Raw genomic sequence first — 16,524 nt, forward strand, 5'->3', positions numbered from 1 at the left:
TCAGACCCATGGAACCGGCCGTCCTCCGATCCGCTCTGGCCGCCCAGCCCAGCCGCGCCTTCCTTGTGGATCTGGCCCTGCTGCTGGGCCTTTCCCTGGAGCTGCCGATCATCGATGCCGGCGAGCTGCTGGGGCTGATGGAGGTGGACAACGCCCAGCTGGAGCTCACCGAAGCGGGACAGCGCCTCCAGGACGCCGACGAGGAGGAGCAACAGCAGCTGTTGCGCACGCAGTTGCTGGCCCGGGTGCCCATGGTGCGGCAGCTGCAGGAGGCCCTCGACGCCAGCCCCCGGGGGGAGGTGGACGGCGACACCGTGCTGGACCGCCTCAACGAGCAGTTCACCGACCAGGAGGCCGAGGTGGTCTTCGACACCTTCATCAGCTGGACCCGCAGCTGTGGCCTGTTCCGCTACAACCGAGAGCAGGATCGCTTCAAACGGGCGGCCGCCGAGCCGCGCGAAAGCTAAGCCGGCTCAATCCGCCAGCCCCCGCGGCCATCCAGCTGCAGGAGCCGTTGATGAAAGGGCCGCAGGCTGGGCCGGTGACCCACGCTGATCACGGCCATGCCCGAGCGCTCCAGTTCGCCGTAGAGGATCCGCTCGCTGTCGAGGTCCAGGGCACTGGTGGCTTCATCCAGCACCGCGAAGGGGGTGCGGGCCAGCAGCAGCCGGGCGAAGCCGAGCCGTTGCTGCTCGCCGCCGGAGAGCAGCCGAGCCCAGTCTTCGACCCCATCGAGATCCCGGTAGCGCTCGGCCAGGGGCCCCAGGCACACCCGCTCCAGCACCTGGCGCAACTCGGCGTCACGGAGCTCGGGCGCCTTCAGGGGCAGGGTGTAGATCAGCTGGTCCCGTAGGCTGCCCAGGGTCATGTAGGGCATCTGGGGCAGCACCATCCATTCGGGCGTGCGCAGGCTGCCGCCGGCGGCCGGGACGAGGCCGCAGAGCACCCGCAGCAGACTGGTCTTGCCACAGCCGCTGGGCCCGGTGATCAGCAGCCGCTCGCCGGGGCCCACCCGCAGATCGAGGCGATCAATCAGGGGCGCCCCACCGCCGGGATCGGCCACGGTGAGCTGACGCAGCAGCAGCTCCGTGCCGGCGGAGTGCCCGTCGGAGCCATCCCCTCCCTTCTGCGCCCCTGGAGCGGTGAGGGCGGTGCGCAGTTCACCGACGCGATGCAGGCTGGCAAACAGGCTGGAGAAGTCGTCGGCGCGCACGATCAGAAACGACAGGGCCACCTGCACCTGGCTGAAAGCGATGCTGCCCACCGTGAGCTGACCGAGGGTGACTTTGCCGCTGAAGTAGGCGGTGGAGAGCACCAGGTAGGGAACGAACTGCATCAGGAAGCCATAGAGGCCGGTTCCCTGCTCCACGAAGGCCCGCCAGCGGATCAACCGCTCCAGGTTCTGCAGCAGCCGGCTGAAGCGCCTTCCCAGACCCCGGCTCTCTCGGCCCTCACCGCGCAGGAAGGCGATGCTCTCGGCATGGCTGCGCACGTGCATCAGGGCAAAGCGAAAATCCGCTTCGAGCGACTGCTGCCTGAAGCCCAGGCTGGCCAGCCGCCGCACCAGCTGCACGATCACGCCATTGCCCGCAACGGTGGCGATCAGCAGCGTCGCCACCAGGGCTCCGCTGATCTGGAACAGCACCAGCACATAGGCCGCCAGCGACAGCAGCGAGGTGCAGAAACCAAAGAACAGCTCCGTGGAGCTGACCACCGCCCGCTCGATGTCCTCGGCGATGCGCTGGTCAGGGTTGTCGATGCCACCGTCACTGCCACCGCCACCGCCGATCGGCGCGGCCTCCAGGCGGTAGTAGTTGTGGCCCTCCATGTAGGCCTGGGCCAGCTCGGTGGTGGCGCTGTTGCGCCAGACAAGGGCGAAACGCTGCTGGCCGTAGCCGTTGAGGTACTGAATCGGCAGGGTGATCAGGTAGACCGCCGTCAGTCCTGCCGCCGTGCCCCAGAAGCGCATGGCGCTGCGCACGTTCAGGGCCTCCATCACCGCCCCGTTGCCCTCGGTAAAGGCCACATCCACCGCCGTGGCCACCACCAGCACCAGCAGCAGCCCACTCAGGGCCAACCAGCGGCGGCGCAGGGCACGGCTCAGGGGTCGCAGCAGAGCCAGGGCCGCCAGCAACCCCGCCGCGGCCAGGGCCAGGGCGAGCACTCCGTTGGGCTGGGGGAGGGAGAGCGTCAAGGCCGCCCGCAGGTAGGGGAAGGCCAGATCGAGCCGCTCAGGGCCCAGGGCCCACGCCAGCAGCTGGGCCGAGCTGCCGATCACCAGGGCCGACACCCCCAGAGCCAGGGCCGCCGCCGTGAGCAGGGCGGCGAAGGCCAGCAGCGGGCGGCGCTGCCCGGCCGGCAGCAGAAAAGCGAAAGCGAGCTGGCGGAACTCGCCGGCGAAGGTCTGGAGCGAAGGCCTCATGCGTTGAGCGAACGCCGGTAGAACCAGCCCTTCGCCGTCTCAGCCGAAAGCACATAGGCAAGCAGGATCAGGGCCAGCAGGGCCAGGAAACTCGGGGGCAGGGGAACGAAGCCGAAGGGAGCCGCCAACGGCGAATAGGGCATCAGCAAGGTCAGCAGCACCACCACCATGGTGGCGGCCACCAGCGAGCGGGAAGGCCGGCTGCGCAGCAAGAGGCCCCGGGTGCGGATCACCAGCACGATCGAGGCCGCCGAGATCACCGACTCCATGAACCAGCCGGTGCGGAACTGGGCCGCATCCGCCTTCAGCACCCAGAGCAGCACGGCGAAGGTGAGGTAGTCGAAGACCGAACTCACCAGCCCGAAGGTGAGCATGAACCGTTTGATGAAGGGAATGCTCCAGCGGCGCGGTCGATCGATCCAGTCGGGATCGACCCGGTCGCTGGCGATCGTCATCTCCGGCAGGTCGGTGAGCAGGTTGGTGAGCAGGATCTGCTTGGGAAGCAGCGGCAGGAACGGAAGCAGCAGCGACGCTCCAGCCATGGAGAACATGTTGCCGAAGTTGGCGCTGGTGGCCATGAACACGTACTTGAGCGTGTTGGCAAAGGTGCGCCGCCCCTCACGGATGCCGGCTTGGAGCACGGCCAGATCGGCCTCCAGCAGCACGATGTCGGCAGCCTCCCGGGCCACGTCCACCGCCCCCTGCACCGACAGGCTCACATCGGCGGCGTGCAGGGCCGGCGCGTCGTTGATGCCATCCCCCATGTAGCCCACCACAGGGCCGGCGCGGCGCAGGGCACGGATCAGCCGCTCCTTCTGGTTCGGCTCGATCTCGGCGAACACATCCACCTCCTGGGCCCGCACCGACAGGGCCGCCTCGTTCAACTGGTGAAGCTCGAGGCCCGTGAGCACCTCCGGGTTGCGCAGCCCGGCTTCACGGCCGATCCGGGCCGCCACCAGGGCGTTGTCGCCGGTGATCAGCTTGAGCCGCACCCCCATCCGCTCCAGTTCGACCACCGTCTGGTGGATGCCGGGCTTGAGCGGATCGCTGAGGGCCACCAGGCCGAGGAAGGTCATGCCCGTTTCCGCCTGCCGGTCAACGACCACCGGATCCTCCGGAGCGGCGTCCTCCCAGCGGCGCACTGCCACCCCGAGCAGCCGGTATCCCTCGGCGCTGGTTTCGCCGTAGCGGCGAAGGATCTCCGGCTCCGCCGCCGCCATCGGAACGGTGGAGCCATCGGCCAGCTCGGCCCGATCGCACACTTCCAACACCTTGGTGAGGGCCCCCTTGGTGATCAGGATGGAGTGGCCTGAATGGCGGGCCAGGATGCTCTGGCGCTTGCGGCTGAAGTCGAAGGGAATCTCGTCGAGCTTGCTCCAGGCGGAGAGGTCGGTGCTGCCATCACCAACAATCGCGGTGTCGATTGGATTGGCAAAGCCGGACTGAAAGGAGGCGTTCACGACCGCATGCAGCTGAACCCGCGCGCTGGGCTCACCATCGATGCCGCTGCAGCATTGAACCCGGGCACAGCCCTCCGTGAGGGTGCCGGTCTTGTCGGAGCAGAGGATCGACATGCTGCCGAAGTTCTCGATCGCGGCAAGCCGCTTCACGATCACCCGCTGCTTGGCCATGCGCCGCGCCCCCTGGGCCAGGTTGACGCTGATGATCGCCGGCAGCAGCTGGGGCGTCAGCCCCACCCCCAGGGCCAGGGCAAACAGGAAGGAGTCGACGACCGGTCGTTGCAGGTAGACGTTGAGGGCAAAGATGACGAACATCATCACCAGCGTCACCTCCAGCAGCAGAGTGCCGAACTGCCGCACGCCCCGCTCGAACTCCGTTTCCGGGCTGCGCAGGCGCAGACGGGCGGCGATCGAGCCGTAGGCCGTATCGGCACCGGTGTGCACCACCACCGCCGTACCGGTGCCACTCACCACATGGGTGCCAAAGAACAGCACGTTTCCCCGCTCCGCCGGGGACGCCGCCGCCGCCGCCTCGCCAGGATGCTTGCTGACCGGAAAACTCTCACCGGTGAGGCTGGCCTCGTCAAGGCTGAGATCACGCTCCTCGATCAGGCGGCAATCGGCGGGGATGCCGGCCCCGGCCGAGAGCACCAGCAGGTCTCCGGGCACCAGGTCGGCCGCGGGGATGCGCTGCTCGGCCCCGTCGCGACGCACGCAGGTGGTGGTTTCCACGGTCTGGAGCAAGGTCTGCACCGCCCGGGCCGCCCCCTGCTCCTGCCAGAAACCGAGCAGGCCGCTGATCAGCACGATCACCAGGATGATCAGACCGTCGGTGGGGGAATCCAGCAGGAAGGAGAGCGCTGCCGCCGCCGCCAGGATCAGGATGATCGGACTGACGAACTGCCGCAGCAGCAGCAGGGCGGCGCCCCCCCTTTGCGGGGGGGCCAGCAGATTCGGCCCCCCGGCCCTGAGCCGTCGAGAGGCCTCCAGTGCCGTGAGCCCCCGGGGCCCCGTGGCCAGGTCCGCCAGCAGCAGCTCGAGCGGCTGGCTCCAGAACGGTGTGGGGGTATTTCCGGGCTTCACGGTGCGGGGTGGCCTCCACCAGGCCACGATCCTCCCCCAGGACACGCTTCAGGCCAGCAAACCACTCGGGGATGAAGCAGCTGCTGGGCGGTCTTTCCCACGGGCTGAAAAGGCCGACGACCGATGCAGACCCTGGACAGAACTGTTATGGTTGATACGGAATTTCTGAGCTGATGCTCGTTCTGCCATGGCCAAAGCTCCCTCCAACTCAGCTGCCCGTCAGGCTTCGCTAATCAACTCCTTGCAGCTGCGCTACGCCGCCGCCGTGGCCCACGGTGACGCCGAGGCGAAGCTGGCCCTGTTCAGGGAAGCCGCCTATCTCGACATCAGACCCGAGCTGCTGGAGCCGGCCTCGTTGGCGGCAGGCTGATCCAGGCCTGATCGCCCCAGGGCCTCCCGGTAGAACGCCTGGTGGTGCAGGATCCGACGTTCCAGCCGATGGGCCGGGCCGGGCCTGAACCCCTCGCTCCCATAGGCCCGTTGGGCCGATTCCACCAGGGCGCGGTCCTCTTCGAGGAACGCTGTCATCTCCTCCAGCTGGGACTCGGCCCCGGCCAGTGGTGGCGTCGAGCCAGCCAGGGTCAGCTCCATCCGGCAGCGATCCAGCCCTTCCGGATGGAAGCCGAGCAGGGCCGTGGTGCCATCGGGCCAGAGCAGAACGTGGTTCCAGGGGGGCACCGAGAAGGTGAGAAAGTCCCCCGCGGGTCGTTCGTCGCCGGCTGCCGGAGGGGTGAGCGGGGTGGCCAGCAGGTTGCACCAGCGCCCGAACCCATGCCGGTAGGCGCTCACGGGGCCCTGGATGCGGTGCAGGGTGGTGGGATGGGCAATGGCGACGTGGTAGTCGTCGAGGGTGTTGTCGTGGGCGACCTTCCAGTTGCAGGCCAGGCTGAGCTGGCGGCGGCCCCAGAGCACCGCCGCCGCGCCCGGATCAGGCGGTGCTCCAGGGGCGCCGACACTCCAGCCCCCCTGCTCCCTCAGGAGATCCAGTTGTTCGGCAAGGGATGGACCCAGATCAGCGGCGACGGTCTCAGCGCCCCGCGCCGGCAGGCGCACCCAGAGGAAGGGCCCGCCCTCCGCGATCTCGATCGGGCTCAGGTCCCAGTGGCGGCGTTCGAAAGGCGCACAGAACTCCCCCTCACGGGCGGCCGCCAGCAGACGGCCATCCGGGGCGTAGGTCCAGCCGTGGTAGGGGCAGATCAGCTTGCGGCAGGGGTTCCGGGCGCTCCCCGGCGCCAGCAGGGCCACGCCCCGGTGGGGGCACTGGTTCAGGAAGACCCGCGGCCCGGCACCGGGCGGATGGGTGAGCAGCAACTCCACCCCCAGCAGCGCGCGGCTGAGCGCCGCCCCCTCGGGAAGCTCCGTCAGCAGCGCCAGCGGATGCCAGAACTGCCGCGCGTAGACATCCCGCTCCCACTGGGCAACCCGGGGGGAGACATACAGCTCGGCGCCAAGAAAGGGGGCAGCCGGGGGGGGCGTGGCCAGGGAAGTGCTCATGGCGCTTTGGCTTGGAGGCTCAGATGGGCTGCTCAGCCTGGGGACTTAAGCCGGTACACCGGCATCGAGGCTGCGCAGGCAGCCCGCCAGCTCCTCCCGCAACTCCAGGAATGGCCTTGACACGCGCAGGTGGGCCAGGTTCGAGCGATCGAGCTGGGCGGCGACGGTGCGAATGATCCGTCCAGGCCGCGGCGCCATGATGTGCACGCGTTGGGCCAGCAGCAGCGCCTCCTCGACGTCGTGGGTGATGAGCAGCGCCGTCAGGCCGGTGCGCTCCCAGAGCTGGTAAAGGAACTCCTGCATCGACTCACGGATCTGCAGATCCAGGGCGCCGAAGGGCTCATCCAGCAGCAGCACCTTCGGATCGGCCGCCAGGGCTCTGGCGATCGCCACGCGCTGCTGCATGCCGCCGGAGAGCTCCCGCGGCAGACGCCGCCCGGCATCCGACAGCCCCACCACCTCCAGGAAGTAGGCGGTGCGCTCGTTCACCTCCCGCTTGGGACGGCCCTGGAGTTGCATGCCGAAGGCCACGTTCTCGGCGGCGCTCAGCCAGGGGTAGAGGCTGTATTTCTGGAACACCATGCCGCGATCGGAGCCCGGGCCCCTGACGGGCCTGCCATCGACGGTGATCGAGCCCGTGCTGGAGCGCTCCAGGCCAGCCACCAGCCGCATCACCGTGGACTTGCCCGAGCCCGAACTGCCCACCAGGGCCACGAACTCGCCCGAGTCGAGCTCAAGATTGATGTCGTCGAGCACCAGCTTGGCCCTGGGGCCATGGCCGAAGGTCTTGCTGACGCCGGATACCGAGAGGTGCATGGGTGAAGTGGCGGTGTCAGTTGGCCCAGGAGCAGGCGCGGCGCATCAGCAGCCGGAAGCCCAGATCGATCGCCAGGCCGATCAGCCCGATCACGATCAGGCCAACGAAGATCTCATCGGTGCGCAGGAAGCGCTGGGCCAGGGAAATGCGTTTGCCCAGACCCTCGTTGGCAGCCACCAGCTCCGCCACGATCACCAGATTCCAGGCCGAGGCCATGTTGATGCGATAGGCATCGATCACCTGGGGAGCGATGAAGGGCGCCACCACCTTCGTGACGATCTGGAAGCCGTGGCCCCCGAGCGTGAGGGCGGTTTCGCGGAGTTCGGAGGGCACGAACTTCACCGAATCCATGATCATCAAGGTGTTGAAGAACACGGTGCCGATGAAGATCAACAGGATCTTGGGCTCTTCCCCGAGGCCGAAGTAGATGATCAGCAGGGGGATGAAGGCGGGAGCGGGCATGTAGCGGATCAGGCCCATCAACGGCTCCAGCAGCTGACAGATCACGCGGCTGCAGCCCATGGCGATGCCGATCGGCAGCGACACCAGAGCCGAGAGGGCGAAGCCCGCCCCCACCCGGCCCACACTGGCCAGCAGGTCCTTGATCAGGATGCCGCGGGCGTACTGTTCGCTGCCCGCCTTCCAGACAGCCTCGGGGCTGGGCAGGAAGAGCTTGTCCACCAGGCCGCTGCCGGCGATCAGCTGCCAGACCAGCAGGACGGCAAGGATGCCGATCAGCCCGAGCGACCAGGGGTGGCCCAGCCAGCGGCGCCATGCTGCGGCGTCGAGAGCGTTGGCCGATCGGGCCTTGCCAGCTGTTGTTGACGTGGAGCTCACTTGGCGGCGTCCACGAAGGTGGAGTTGAGCAGTTTGCCCAGCTCGGGCTTGGTCTTGGCCAGACCCGTTTCCACCAGGAAGGCACTGATCTGCTCAGCCGCATAGGGCAGGTGCGTCATGGTGGTGCCGGGTTTGAAGTTGGTGCGGTTCTCCTCGAGGGTCTGGATCGTGGTGCCGGCGTCGTAGGCCTTGAATTCGGCTTCGCTCACGCCGGAGCGTTCAACAAGAATCGGCAGGGTGCCGGCTGGGTCGTCCTTGATGGTCTTGAGGGTGGCGAACCAGGCATCGACGATCTTCTGGATCTTCTCGGGGTTCTTGGCGACGAACTCCGTGCGGCAAACCAGCAGGTCGCTGATCGCGCCGGGATGGTCCTTGGAGGTGCTGAGCGCCTTGCTGCCGGGGCGCTTGAGCGCCTGGGTGGTGAAGGGGGCGTAGACGCCGGCCGCATCGATCTTGCCGGCGGCGAAGGCGGCGGCAGCGGCGCCGGTTTCCAAGGGAACGAAGGTGATGTCTTTGGCGGAAAGGCCACCGTCCTTGAGCACTTTGAGCAGCAGGAAGTGGTCGACGGTGCCTTCCTCAGCGGCCACCTTCTTGCCCTTGAGGCCGGCCACGGAGGTGATCTCCTTGGCGGCGATGATCTGGTCGTTGCCGGTGGAGAAGTCGTTCTGGAGCACAACCTGCAGGTCGGCGCCACCGGCGATCGAGCTGATCGTGTCGTTCAGCGTTTGGCTGTTGCAGTCGAGCTGGCCGGCGTTGAGGGCGTTGATCGAATCGAGGTAGCCGTCGAACCACTGCATCGCCACGGGCACACCCTGGGCCTCGAAGAGTTTCTTGTCTTCGGTGACCTTCCAGGGGAACCAGCCGGGCCAGGCGCTGTAGCCAATCTTGATGGGGGTGTCCTGGCTGACGGGTTTCTGGCAACCCACCAGCAGGCCGGCGGAGAGGGCGGCCGCCACAGCTGAGGCAACTAGGCGGTTGCGGGAGGAGCGACGGCAGAGTGGGAAGCGCTTCATGTTGATAAGGGGATGAGGGGGTAGTGATGGGCGATGAACAGTGCTGGGCCGATGTGGTGTGGGCTAAAAGAATTCGAGATAGCGCTTGCGTTCCCATTCGGAAACGGCGCCGTGGTACGACTCCCATTCCCCGCGTTTGTAGGCGACGAAGGACTCGAACATGGCATCACCGAATACGCTTCTCGAGAGTGAATCGGCAGCAAAGGCCTCAATCGCCTCACCGAGGGTGCGCGGGAGCATGGCAATGCCACGCTCGGCTAATTGCTCAGGGCTGAGGGTGTAGGCGTTCACCAGGTTGGCGGGGCCTGGATCGAGCCCTTCGCGGATGCCTTCCAGGCCTGCCGCCAGGATCATCGCTCCCCCCAGGTAGGGATTGGCGGCACTGTCGGCGGCGCGGCATTCCACCCGACCGCCCGGGGAAGGGATACGCAGCATGTTGGTGCGGTTGTTGTTGCCGTAGCAGATGAACACCGGCGCCCAGGTGAAGCCGCTCATCGAGCCCTGGGCCACCAGCCGCTTGTAGCTGTTGACCGTGGGGGCGATCACGGCGCAGATCGCCGGGGCATGGCGGAGCACTCCCGCGATGAACGACTTGGCCAGATCGCTGACGCTGGCTGGCGCGCCGGAGGGGCAGACGAACAGGTTGGCGCCGCTGCCCAGGTCCGCCAGGGACATGTTGTAGTGGGCGCCACTGCCGGTGCGGTCGCTGAAGGGCTTGGGCATGAACGAGGCCACCAGCCCATGGGGGCGCACGATCTCCTTGGCCATCAGCCGGAAGAAGGTGAGCCGGTCGGCCATGGTGAGCACGTCGGCGTAGTCGAAGTCGATCTCGAACTGGCCGGGGCCGTCCTCGTGATCGAAGGAGTAAACTCCCCAGCCGAGGCCATTCATGGCGCTCAACAGTTCATCGAGCCACTCCAGGTTGTCGAGCAGCCCCACCACGTCATAGGCGGGCTTGTCGAGCACATCACGCTCGCTGTAGGGCGCGAGCTGGCCATCGGGGCCCTGGCGCAGCACGAAGAACTCGGTTTCGATCCCCAGGTTGAAGCGGTAACCCATGGCGGCGGCCTGGGCGCGGACGCGGTTCAAGATGTTGCGGCTGCAGGCCTCGAACGGGGCGCCGTTGAGCTGGAGGTTGCTGGCCAGCCAGGCCACATCCGGCTTCCAGGGCAGCACCGTGGCGCTGGCGGGGTCGGGCACGGCGGCCACCTCGTCGTCGCTCACCTCCTGGGGGACGCCATCGAGGGCGGCGCCCGTGAACAACTCGGAGCCGCGCAGCATCTGGCCCAGGTGGGCGAGGGGTACGGCCTTGGCCTTGCTGACGCCGTGCAGGTCGACGAAGGAGGCGAGGGCGTAGCGCACACCCTTGGCGGCCAGCTGGGCCTTGAGATCGGTCGCGCCGCTGCTGCCCGTCACTGGAGTGCTGGCCGTTGGGTGGGCGGCCATGGGATCGGAGATGGACAAGCTCATCGGGTCACCAGGGCGGGGAAGGGGATGTCGTTGATGGCTTGCGTCGTTGGTTCAGTGGTTGGTTCAGAGGCTGGTTCGCTGGCGGTGCGCACTGCCGCCACCTGCTCCAGCAGCCACTGGTGCCAGGCGCCAAGGCCCTCACCGCTGCTGGCGGAGAGCAGGAACACCTGGGCCCGGGGATTCACCTGTTGCACGTGCTCCACGAAGCGTTCCACCTGCACGGGAAGGTAAGGGAGCAGATCGATCTTGGTGATCAGCACGCAGTCCGCCTCGCGAAACATCACCGGGTACTTGAGCGGCTTGTCCTCGCCCTCGGTGACGCTGAGCAGGGCCACCTTGAGGTGCTCACCCACCTCGAACTCGGCCGGGCAGACCAGGTTGCCCACGTTTTCCACCCAGAGCAGATCCAGCGAGGCCGGATCGAGGCGCTGCTGGAGCAGCTTGAGGCCACCGCTCACCATCGAGGCATCCAGGTGGCAGGCGCGGCCGGTGGTGATCGGCACCACCGGCACCCCCACCGCCTCCAAGCGCTGGGCGTCCAGATGGGTGGTCATGTCGCCCTCGAGCACGGCCATCTCCAACTGGGGGGCAAGGGCGGTGATCGTGCGCTCCAGCAGGGAGGTCTTGCCGGCGCCGGGGCTGCTCATCACGTTCAGGCAGAGCAGGCGCCAGGCATCGAAGTGCTCGCGGTTGTGCTCGGCCCGGTGCTGGTTGGCGGCCAGCAGGTTGATTCCGAGCGTGTCGCTGAGGGGCATGTGCATGGGATCAGGGCGCTGAGGACAGGGCTGGGGTAGGGACTGCGATGAGGGCCGCGGCCTGGGGCGCCTCAGGCGAGGTTGCGTCGTGGAGCTGGTAGTCGATCGAGCGGATCCGCAGCTCACGTCCGGAGACGATCTCCTCCATCGGGTGATCGCAGCAGGGGGAGCGGTAGGCGTTCCCCTGGTCGGGGTCGTAGATCGCTTCGCAGCGCAGGCAGCGGGCCCGCAGCGGGATCGATTCGATCCGCAGTTCCGACCCCTCCAGCCAGCTGCCCCGCACTCCGGTGCCGTAGGTGAACACCAGCGCTTCGGGCTCCACACAAGTGAAGGTGCCCACTTGCAGGTGCACCACTCTCACCTCAGGTTCCTGGGGCCGATGCTGTCCTTTCCATTCATTGAGGGAGAGCAGCAGGCACCTGGTCATGTCGACTTCATGCATGGCTCACCGCCACTTCTGATCGACGGCCATGTTGCAAGCCTCATGGAGCCAGGGCGGTTTCGCCTTGCGGGGCAGCTGGCCGCTGACCACCAGATGGGCCATCACATCGCAGATCACCCGGGTCGCCATCAAGGAGGTCATGTCGCTGACGTCGTAGGGGGGGGACACCTCCACCACCTCAAGGCCGCAAACCGGCACGTTGCGCACGATCAGCTCCAGCAGCTTGAGGGCTTCGCGGGGCAGCAGGCCGCCCGGTTCGGGCCAGCCGGTGCCGGGCACGAAGCCGGCGTCGATGCAGTCGATGTCGAAGGAGATGTACACACAATCGGTGCCGTCGGTGGCCCGCTCGATCGCGAACTTGGCGGCGGCCTCCAGGCCCATGTCGCAGATGTCGGTGACGGTGAGCACGTTGGTGCCCCGCTCCCGGCAGACCTTCACGCCTTCGCGGGGCACCTGCCAGCCGCCGATGCCCAGTTGGACCAGGTTTTCAGCCGGGGCGTTGGCCATGTTGGTGGCATGGAACCAGGGGCAGGTGTGCATGCGCTCGTCCAGGTCGATCTCCTGGGTGTCGACGTGGCGATCGAAGTGGATGATCCCCACCTTCTTGTCGCCTAGGTGGCGGCAGACGCCCCGCACGGTGGGGAAGCCGATCGAGTGGTCGCCCCCCAGCAGGATCGGGAAAGCGCCACTGGCGAACACATGGGCCACCCCCTTGGAAATCTGATCGAAGCTCTTCTCGTTGTTGGCCGGAATCGTGAAGATATCGCCCACATCGCAGAGCTTGATCGATTCGCGCAGGTCCACCCCCATCTCGTAGTTGTAGGGCGTGTAGAGGGCGGAAATACGGCGGATGCCCTGGGGGCCGAAGCGGGTGCCGGGGCGGTAGGTGGTGCCGGAATCGTGGGGAATGCCCACGATCGCCACATCGAACTCGCCGACCCTGTTGACGTCCTCGATGTAGGGCGCCTTCATGAACGTGTTGATGCCCGCGTAGTGGGGCAGCTCGCCGCGGGAGAAGGTGGAGATGCGGCGGTCGACGATGCTCTCGGCCGCTTCAAGGCCGTAGCGCAGGCCCTGTTCCACCTCCTGCTGCCAGCCGGTGAGGGGCAGGCGGGCTTCCTTTTCAAGGGCTTCGGCTCCCTGCTGGCCGACGCCCTTTCCGGGGGTGGGCTGCTCGAAGGTCCCGGCTGAGCCTAAAATCTCGCTCATGGAGGGGCACGGATGGGGTGAAGCGGTCTCCCGGGCTTTTGTCCCTCCGTGCAACCAGGTGACCCTGGTGAGTTCCTCTCGGACCAGGCGTCCCGAACCTCACCGTGGCGAGATTGGAGACCGGAACCCTAGGAACTGCTTCCGCTCGATGAGCTTGAAGCTGACACGGGCCGTGGTGTGTAGCACTCGCAACCGAAACAGCGGCTGGTCGGGGGAACAGTGCGCCCGAGGTGAAGGGCGAGGAAGCGATGGCGACGCGGCTGTTCAAGAGCCTGTGGGGCTGGGGTGGCTCCCTGGAGGCGGCGATCGCGGCGGCTTTGGCCCATGGCTTTGATGGTCTTGAGCTCAACCTCCACCACCCTTGCCTGGTGGGCCTGGAGGCGATCGTGGTACGTCGGGCTCTGGCGGCAGCGGAGCTGGAGCTGATCGTGGAGGTGGTGACAGGTGGCGATTACGTGCCGGATCTGGATCGCGGGCCGGCCCAGCACCTCGACGACCTGGGGGGGCAACTGGCGGCCAGCCGGGCGCTGGCACCGGTGAAGGTGACCGTGATCGGCGGCAATGACAGCTGGACCTGGGAGGTGGAGCAGGGCTACTGGGCGGGAGCCCTGGAGCGGGTGGAGCGCAGCAGGCTGGCGGTGAGCTTCGAGACCCACCGCTCCCGCTGCCTGGCGAGCCCCTGGGGCATCGCCCGCACCCTGGAGGCCTTCCCCACCCTGCGGCTCACGGCCGATCTGAGCCACTGGTGTGTGGTGGCGGAGCGGCTGATGACGCCGGAGCTGGCGCCGATTCAGGCCATGGCGGACCGCGTCGATCACATCCATGCCCGGGTGGGCTGGGCCCAGGGGCCCCAGGTGTCCCATCCGCTTGCGCCGGAGCACCGGGAGGCGCTGGAGGCCCATGGGGGCTGCTGGGCGTTGTTCGCCGAGCGGCACCGCTTGCAGGGAGGAGGAGCGATCACGGTGACACCCGAATTCGGCCCCGATGGCTATCTGCCGACGCTGCCTTTCACCAATCAGCCGGTGGCCGATCTGAGCGAGATCAACCGGGCCATGGCGGCCTGGGTGCGGCAGCGGCTGGAGTGAGACGTGGGAACCGGCCAGCCGTTGACCTCGACAACCGAACCGGCGACTTGTATCGTTCCAAACATGTGGTTCACTGGCCGCGAACCACATGTTCAAATTGAACAAGAATCAGGTGGATCGGCTGCGCTGGGGTGAAGATCGGGAGAATGACGCTTCTCGCTGGGCGACTTAGACGGCTAATGATGGCGGGTCAAGAGTGGTTAGCGGAACCGCCGAAGTAGTTGTTCTACGTACGGGAGACATCGGAATGCGCTCTAGACCCGCGCTCTTCACGACGACCGCGGTCCTTGAGTTCGGGACTGGGGCCGCCCTGTTTTTCGTGCCTGGAACTGTCATCCAATTGCTGCTCGGTGCCGCAGAGTCCGCAGCGGCAGCGATGCCAGTTGCACGGGCGGTTGGCCTTGGGCTCATAGCGCTCGGGACGGCCGCTTGGCTGAGGCGAGATGACGGCGCCCTGGCCCGGTCTGATCTGCTGAGTGGGATGCTCGTTTACAACGTTGCGATCGGCATAACGCTGGCAGTGGCCGGGAAGTTGAGGGGTCAGTCGGGTGTCATGCTGTGGCCAGTTGTGGCACTGCATGGGGCTATGGCGATCTGGTGCGTGCTGTGCATTCGTGCACGAAATACCCGGGCGTGAGCACATCGGCTGGTGGCGACGTCGAACATCCAGATGCAGCGGACGGAATCAGTCACTTATACTCTTCGATGTAAACTCCTACCCCCCGCTGATCTGGAGAGTTGCCAATAAAATGCCCTCAAGTTTCCAGAGGCAATGCCACAACCCGCACGCTGCAGGCGGCGCTGATCTCCTCCCACCGCTCCGGTGTCACTCCCAGGCGCTCTGGCAGCTCAGCTGGCGGGCAGCCCTGACGCAGCAACTTCTGGCCGCTGACGTAGAGATCCCGCCAGGAGGGCGGCACCTTGATCGCAAAGCCGTGGTCCCCCAGGTTGTGGGTGATCTCGCCGTTGGCGTGACAAACGCCCGCCGCATCCATCAAAGTGGGACGCCGCCTGGAGTTCCAGCAACTCTTGGTGCACCGGGCGCGACAGAAGGGGATGGTTGAACCAGGCGGTAAGCCGGCAGGACTCTGGATCAGCGCCTGTGTCATCGCCTGCAGAGCGCTGCTCTCCCCTGAGGGTGGCTGGCGCATCATGGGCTTCGTCCAGTAGCACCAGTTCTTGGGATGAGCATGAGCACGGTCCCGCCCGACGACGCCCGGCTCGACGCCCTGCGCAAGGAGTTCGAGCACGAGGCCAGCTTCAGCCAGGTGTTCGTGGTGCTCACGGTGGGGGCCACCCTGATTGCCACCCTGGGCCTGCTGGCCAACAGTCCTGGGGTGGTGATCGGCGCCATGGTGGTGGCCCCCTGGATCCTGCCCCTGCAGGCGATGGCCTTCGAGATCCTGCGGGGGCGGTTGCCGATGTTCCTGCGGGCCCTGCGCACCTTGATGCTGGGGGTGGTGATCTGCGTGCTGCTGGCGATGGGGGTGGCCCATCTGGTGGCCTTACCGAGCTTCGGGAGCGAGGTGATGGCCCGCACCAGCCCCAACCTGCTGGACCTGGGCGTGGCCCTGGTGGCCGGGGCGGTGGCGATGTACGCCAAGTTGCGCAAGGACGCGATCTCGGCCCTGGCCGGCCTGGCGATCGCCGTGGCCCTGGTGCCGCCGATGTGCGTGGTGGGAATCCTGCTGGCCTCCTCCCACTGGGCCCAGGCCTATGGGGCGCTGCTGCTGTTCGCCACCAACCTGCTGGGGATCATGGTGGGGGCGATGGCGGCCCTGGGGGTGCTCGAGCGGGCGTACCGGGGCCGCCTGTTCCACAGCCGGCTCGGCCTCACCAGCGTGGCCCTCACCGCCCTGCTGGTGATTCCCCTCGGCAGCAGCTTCTTTCGCCTGCTGAACCGATCCCAGCAGGAGACGAAAGCCCAGCAGGTGGAGGCCACCATCGAGCAGCGGCTGCGCAGCAGCACGATCACGCTCGGCGGCGATCCCGCCATTGATCTGGTGGGAATCTCCATCGACTGGCAGAAGAACCCACCGCTGATCCGGGCCCGGGTGCGGGTCACCGATCCGGAACTGCCCACGCCCAAGCAAGTGGCTGCTGTGCAGGCGTTCATCAATCAGCAGCAGGCGCCCCTGCGCTTCCGGTTGGTGCTGCAACGCACCGCCGTGGACCTGATCGGCCCGGACACCGCCCCCAACCCCCCCGAGCTGGAGGTGCTGCCACCCCCGCCGATCCCGCCGTTGCCGCAGGAGGAAGCCAAGGAGCCATAGGGGCCCGCCCGACAAAGTGCCGTCCATGCGCCTCGAAACAATGATTGTCGAACAACTGGAGACCGATACGCAACGCAGGCCCTGGCTGCGGCGTGTCTGGTTTTTCGGCCGGGTGAGCCTGGTGCTGTTGACCATTTTGGCCGTCAAGGTCCTGGTGCACCGAA

Annotated in this window: 15 protein-coding genes and 1 riboswitch; of the genes, 4 read left to right on the plus strand and 11 right to left on the minus strand. The window is 67.0% G+C overall.

What is annotated here, in order from left to right:
* The first annotated feature begins 8 nt into the window (after positions 1-8).
* The gene (locus tag KBY66_RS00815) at positions 9-467 is read left to right on the plus strand and encodes an AAA-associated domain-containing protein (RefSeq protein WP_255087178.1); all 459 of its coding nucleotides are present in this window, start codon (positions 9-11) and stop codon (positions 465-467) included.
* Here KBY66_RS00815 and KBY66_RS00820 read toward each other — a convergent pair.
* Positions 464-2,422 (minus strand): ABC transporter ATP-binding protein/permease, encoded by a 1,959-nt coding sequence (locus tag KBY66_RS00820; RefSeq protein ID WP_255087179.1) that lies wholly within the window; start codon positions 2,420-2,422, stop codon positions 464-466. The two genes, KBY66_RS00815 and KBY66_RS00820, sit on opposite strands and share 4 nt — an antisense overlap.
* The gene (gene mgtA / locus KBY66_RS00825; protein WP_255087180.1) at positions 2,419-4,965 is read right to left on the minus strand and encodes a magnesium-translocating P-type ATPase; all 2,547 of its coding nucleotides are present in this window, start codon (positions 4,963-4,965) and stop codon (positions 2,419-2,421) included. The genes KBY66_RS00820 and mgtA overlap by 4 nt, the downstream gene beginning before the upstream one ends.
* Before the next feature lie 187 nt (positions 4,966-5,152).
* Between mgtA and KBY66_RS00830 the strand changes: the two genes are divergently transcribed.
* Positions 5,153-5,335, plus strand: coding sequence for a hypothetical protein (locus KBY66_RS00830; protein ID WP_255087181.1), 183 nt, complete (start codon positions 5,153-5,155; stop codon positions 5,333-5,335).
* Here the strand turns inward: KBY66_RS00830 and KBY66_RS00835 are convergent.
* The 8 genes from KBY66_RS00835 to speB form a co-directional block, all read right to left on the minus strand.
* Entirely contained in the window at positions 5,281-6,459 is a 1,179-nt protein-coding gene (locus tag KBY66_RS00835) for an aromatic ring-hydroxylating oxygenase subunit alpha (RefSeq protein WP_255087182.1), read from the minus strand. The two genes, KBY66_RS00830 and KBY66_RS00835, sit on opposite strands and share 55 nt — an antisense overlap.
* Positions 6,460-6,504: 45 nt before the next feature.
* A complete protein-coding gene (locus KBY66_RS00840; RefSeq protein WP_255087183.1) occupies positions 6,505-7,275 on the minus strand; it encodes an ABC transporter ATP-binding protein in 771 nt (256 codons plus the stop codon).
* 16 nt (positions 7,276-7,291) lie between these two features.
* Positions 7,292-8,038, minus strand: coding sequence for an ABC transporter permease (locus tag KBY66_RS00845; RefSeq protein WP_255087404.1), 747 nt, complete (start codon positions 8,036-8,038; stop codon positions 7,292-7,294).
* A 71-nt stretch (positions 8,039-8,109) separates the two neighbouring features.
* The gene (locus tag KBY66_RS00850; RefSeq protein ID WP_255087184.1) at positions 8,110-9,126 is read right to left on the minus strand and encodes an ABC transporter substrate-binding protein; all 1,017 of its coding nucleotides are present in this window, start codon (positions 9,124-9,126) and stop codon (positions 8,110-8,112) included.
* A gap of 63 nt (positions 9,127-9,189) precedes the next feature.
* Entirely contained in the window at positions 9,190-10,572 is a 1,383-nt protein-coding gene (glnT, locus tag KBY66_RS00855) for a type III glutamate--ammonia ligase (RefSeq protein ID WP_399224618.1), read from the minus strand.
* Positions 10,573-10,592: 20 nt separating this feature from the next.
* Positions 10,593-11,357 carry a hydrogenase nickel incorporation protein HypB gene (hypB, locus tag KBY66_RS00860; RefSeq protein ID WP_255087186.1) on the minus strand — a complete coding sequence of 255 codons (765 nt, stop codon included), beginning with the start codon at positions 11,355-11,357 and terminating at the stop codon, positions 10,593-10,595.
* Positions 11,358-11,361: 4 nt separating this feature from the next.
* Positions 11,362-11,793, minus strand: a complete 432-nt coding sequence (locus KBY66_RS00865; protein ID WP_255087187.1) for a hydrogenase maturation nickel metallochaperone HypA — start codon at positions 11,791-11,793, stop codon at positions 11,362-11,364.
* Positions 11,794-11,796: 3 nt separating this feature from the next.
* The gene (gene speB / locus KBY66_RS00870; protein ID WP_255087188.1) at positions 11,797-13,002 is read right to left on the minus strand and encodes an agmatinase; all 1,206 of its coding nucleotides are present in this window, start codon (positions 13,000-13,002) and stop codon (positions 11,797-11,799) included.
* Between the two features lie 25 nt (positions 13,003-13,027).
* Positions 13,028-13,145, minus strand: a riboswitch (guanidine-I (ykkC/yxkD leader).
* A gap of 105 nt (positions 13,146-13,250) precedes the next feature.
* Between speB and KBY66_RS00875 the strand changes: the two genes are divergently transcribed.
* Positions 13,251-14,087 carry a sugar phosphate isomerase/epimerase family protein gene (locus tag KBY66_RS00875; protein WP_255087189.1) on the plus strand — a complete coding sequence of 279 codons (837 nt, stop codon included), beginning with the start codon at positions 13,251-13,253 and terminating at the stop codon, positions 14,085-14,087.
* Positions 14,088-14,842: 755 nt separating this feature from the next.
* Here KBY66_RS00875 and KBY66_RS00880 read toward each other — a convergent pair.
* Positions 14,843-15,082 (minus strand): hypothetical protein, encoded by a 240-nt coding sequence (locus KBY66_RS00880; RefSeq protein ID WP_255087190.1) that lies wholly within the window; start codon positions 15,080-15,082, stop codon positions 14,843-14,845.
* 195 nt (positions 15,083-15,277) lie between these two features.
* Between KBY66_RS00880 and KBY66_RS00885 the strand changes: the two genes are divergently transcribed.
* Positions 15,278-16,360, plus strand: coding sequence for a DUF389 domain-containing protein (locus KBY66_RS00885; protein ID WP_255087191.1), 1,083 nt, complete (start codon positions 15,278-15,280; stop codon positions 16,358-16,360).
* The last annotated feature ends 164 nt before the right edge of the window (positions 16,361-16,524 follow it).

Source organism: Synechococcus sp. Tobar12-5m-g (assembly GCF_024345415.1).
Taxonomy (GTDB): Bacteria; Cyanobacteriota; Cyanobacteriia; order PCC-6307; family Cyanobiaceae; genus Regnicoccus.

Coding starts and splice junctions, on each gene's coding strand:
- glnT (WP_399224618.1), bottom strand. CDS start 10,572: ATGGCCGCCCACCCAACGGCCAGCACTCCAGTGACGGGCAGCAGCGGC.
- KBY66_RS00880 (WP_255087190.1), bottom strand. CDS start 15,082: ATGGATGCGGCGGGCGTTTGTCACGCCAACGGCGAGATCACCCACAAC.
- KBY66_RS00875 (WP_255087189.1), top strand. CDS start 13,251: ATGGCGACGCGGCTGTTCAAGAGCCTGTGGGGCTGGGGTGGCTCCCTG.
- hypB (WP_255087186.1), bottom strand. CDS start 11,357: ATGCACATGCCCCTCAGCGACACGCTCGGAATCAACCTGCTGGCCGCC.
- KBY66_RS00835 (WP_255087182.1), bottom strand. CDS start 6,459: ATGAGCACTTCCCTGGCCACGCCCCCCCCGGCTGCCCCCTTTCTTGGC.
- KBY66_RS00830 (WP_255087181.1), top strand. CDS start 5,153: ATGGCCAAAGCTCCCTCCAACTCAGCTGCCCGTCAGGCTTCGCTAATC.
- KBY66_RS00820 (WP_255087179.1), bottom strand. CDS start 2,422: ATGAGGCCTTCGCTCCAGACCTTCGCCGGCGAGTTCCGCCAGCTCGCT.
- KBY66_RS00840 (WP_255087183.1), bottom strand. CDS start 7,275: ATGCACCTCTCGGTATCCGGCGTCAGCAAGACCTTCGGCCATGGCCCC.
- KBY66_RS00815 (WP_255087178.1), top strand. CDS start 9: ATGGAACCGGCCGTCCTCCGATCCGCTCTGGCCGCCCAGCCCAGCCGC.
- KBY66_RS00865 (WP_255087187.1), bottom strand. CDS start 11,793: ATGCATGAAGTCGACATGACCAGGTGCCTGCTGCTCTCCCTCAATGAA.
- speB (WP_255087188.1), bottom strand. CDS start 13,002: ATGAGCGAGATTTTAGGCTCAGCCGGGACCTTCGAGCAGCCCACCCCC.
- KBY66_RS00885 (WP_255087191.1), top strand. CDS start 15,278: ATGAGCACGGTCCCGCCCGACGACGCCCGGCTCGACGCCCTGCGCAAG.
- KBY66_RS00850 (WP_255087184.1), bottom strand. CDS start 9,126: ATGAAGCGCTTCCCACTCTGCCGTCGCTCCTCCCGCAACCGCCTAGTT.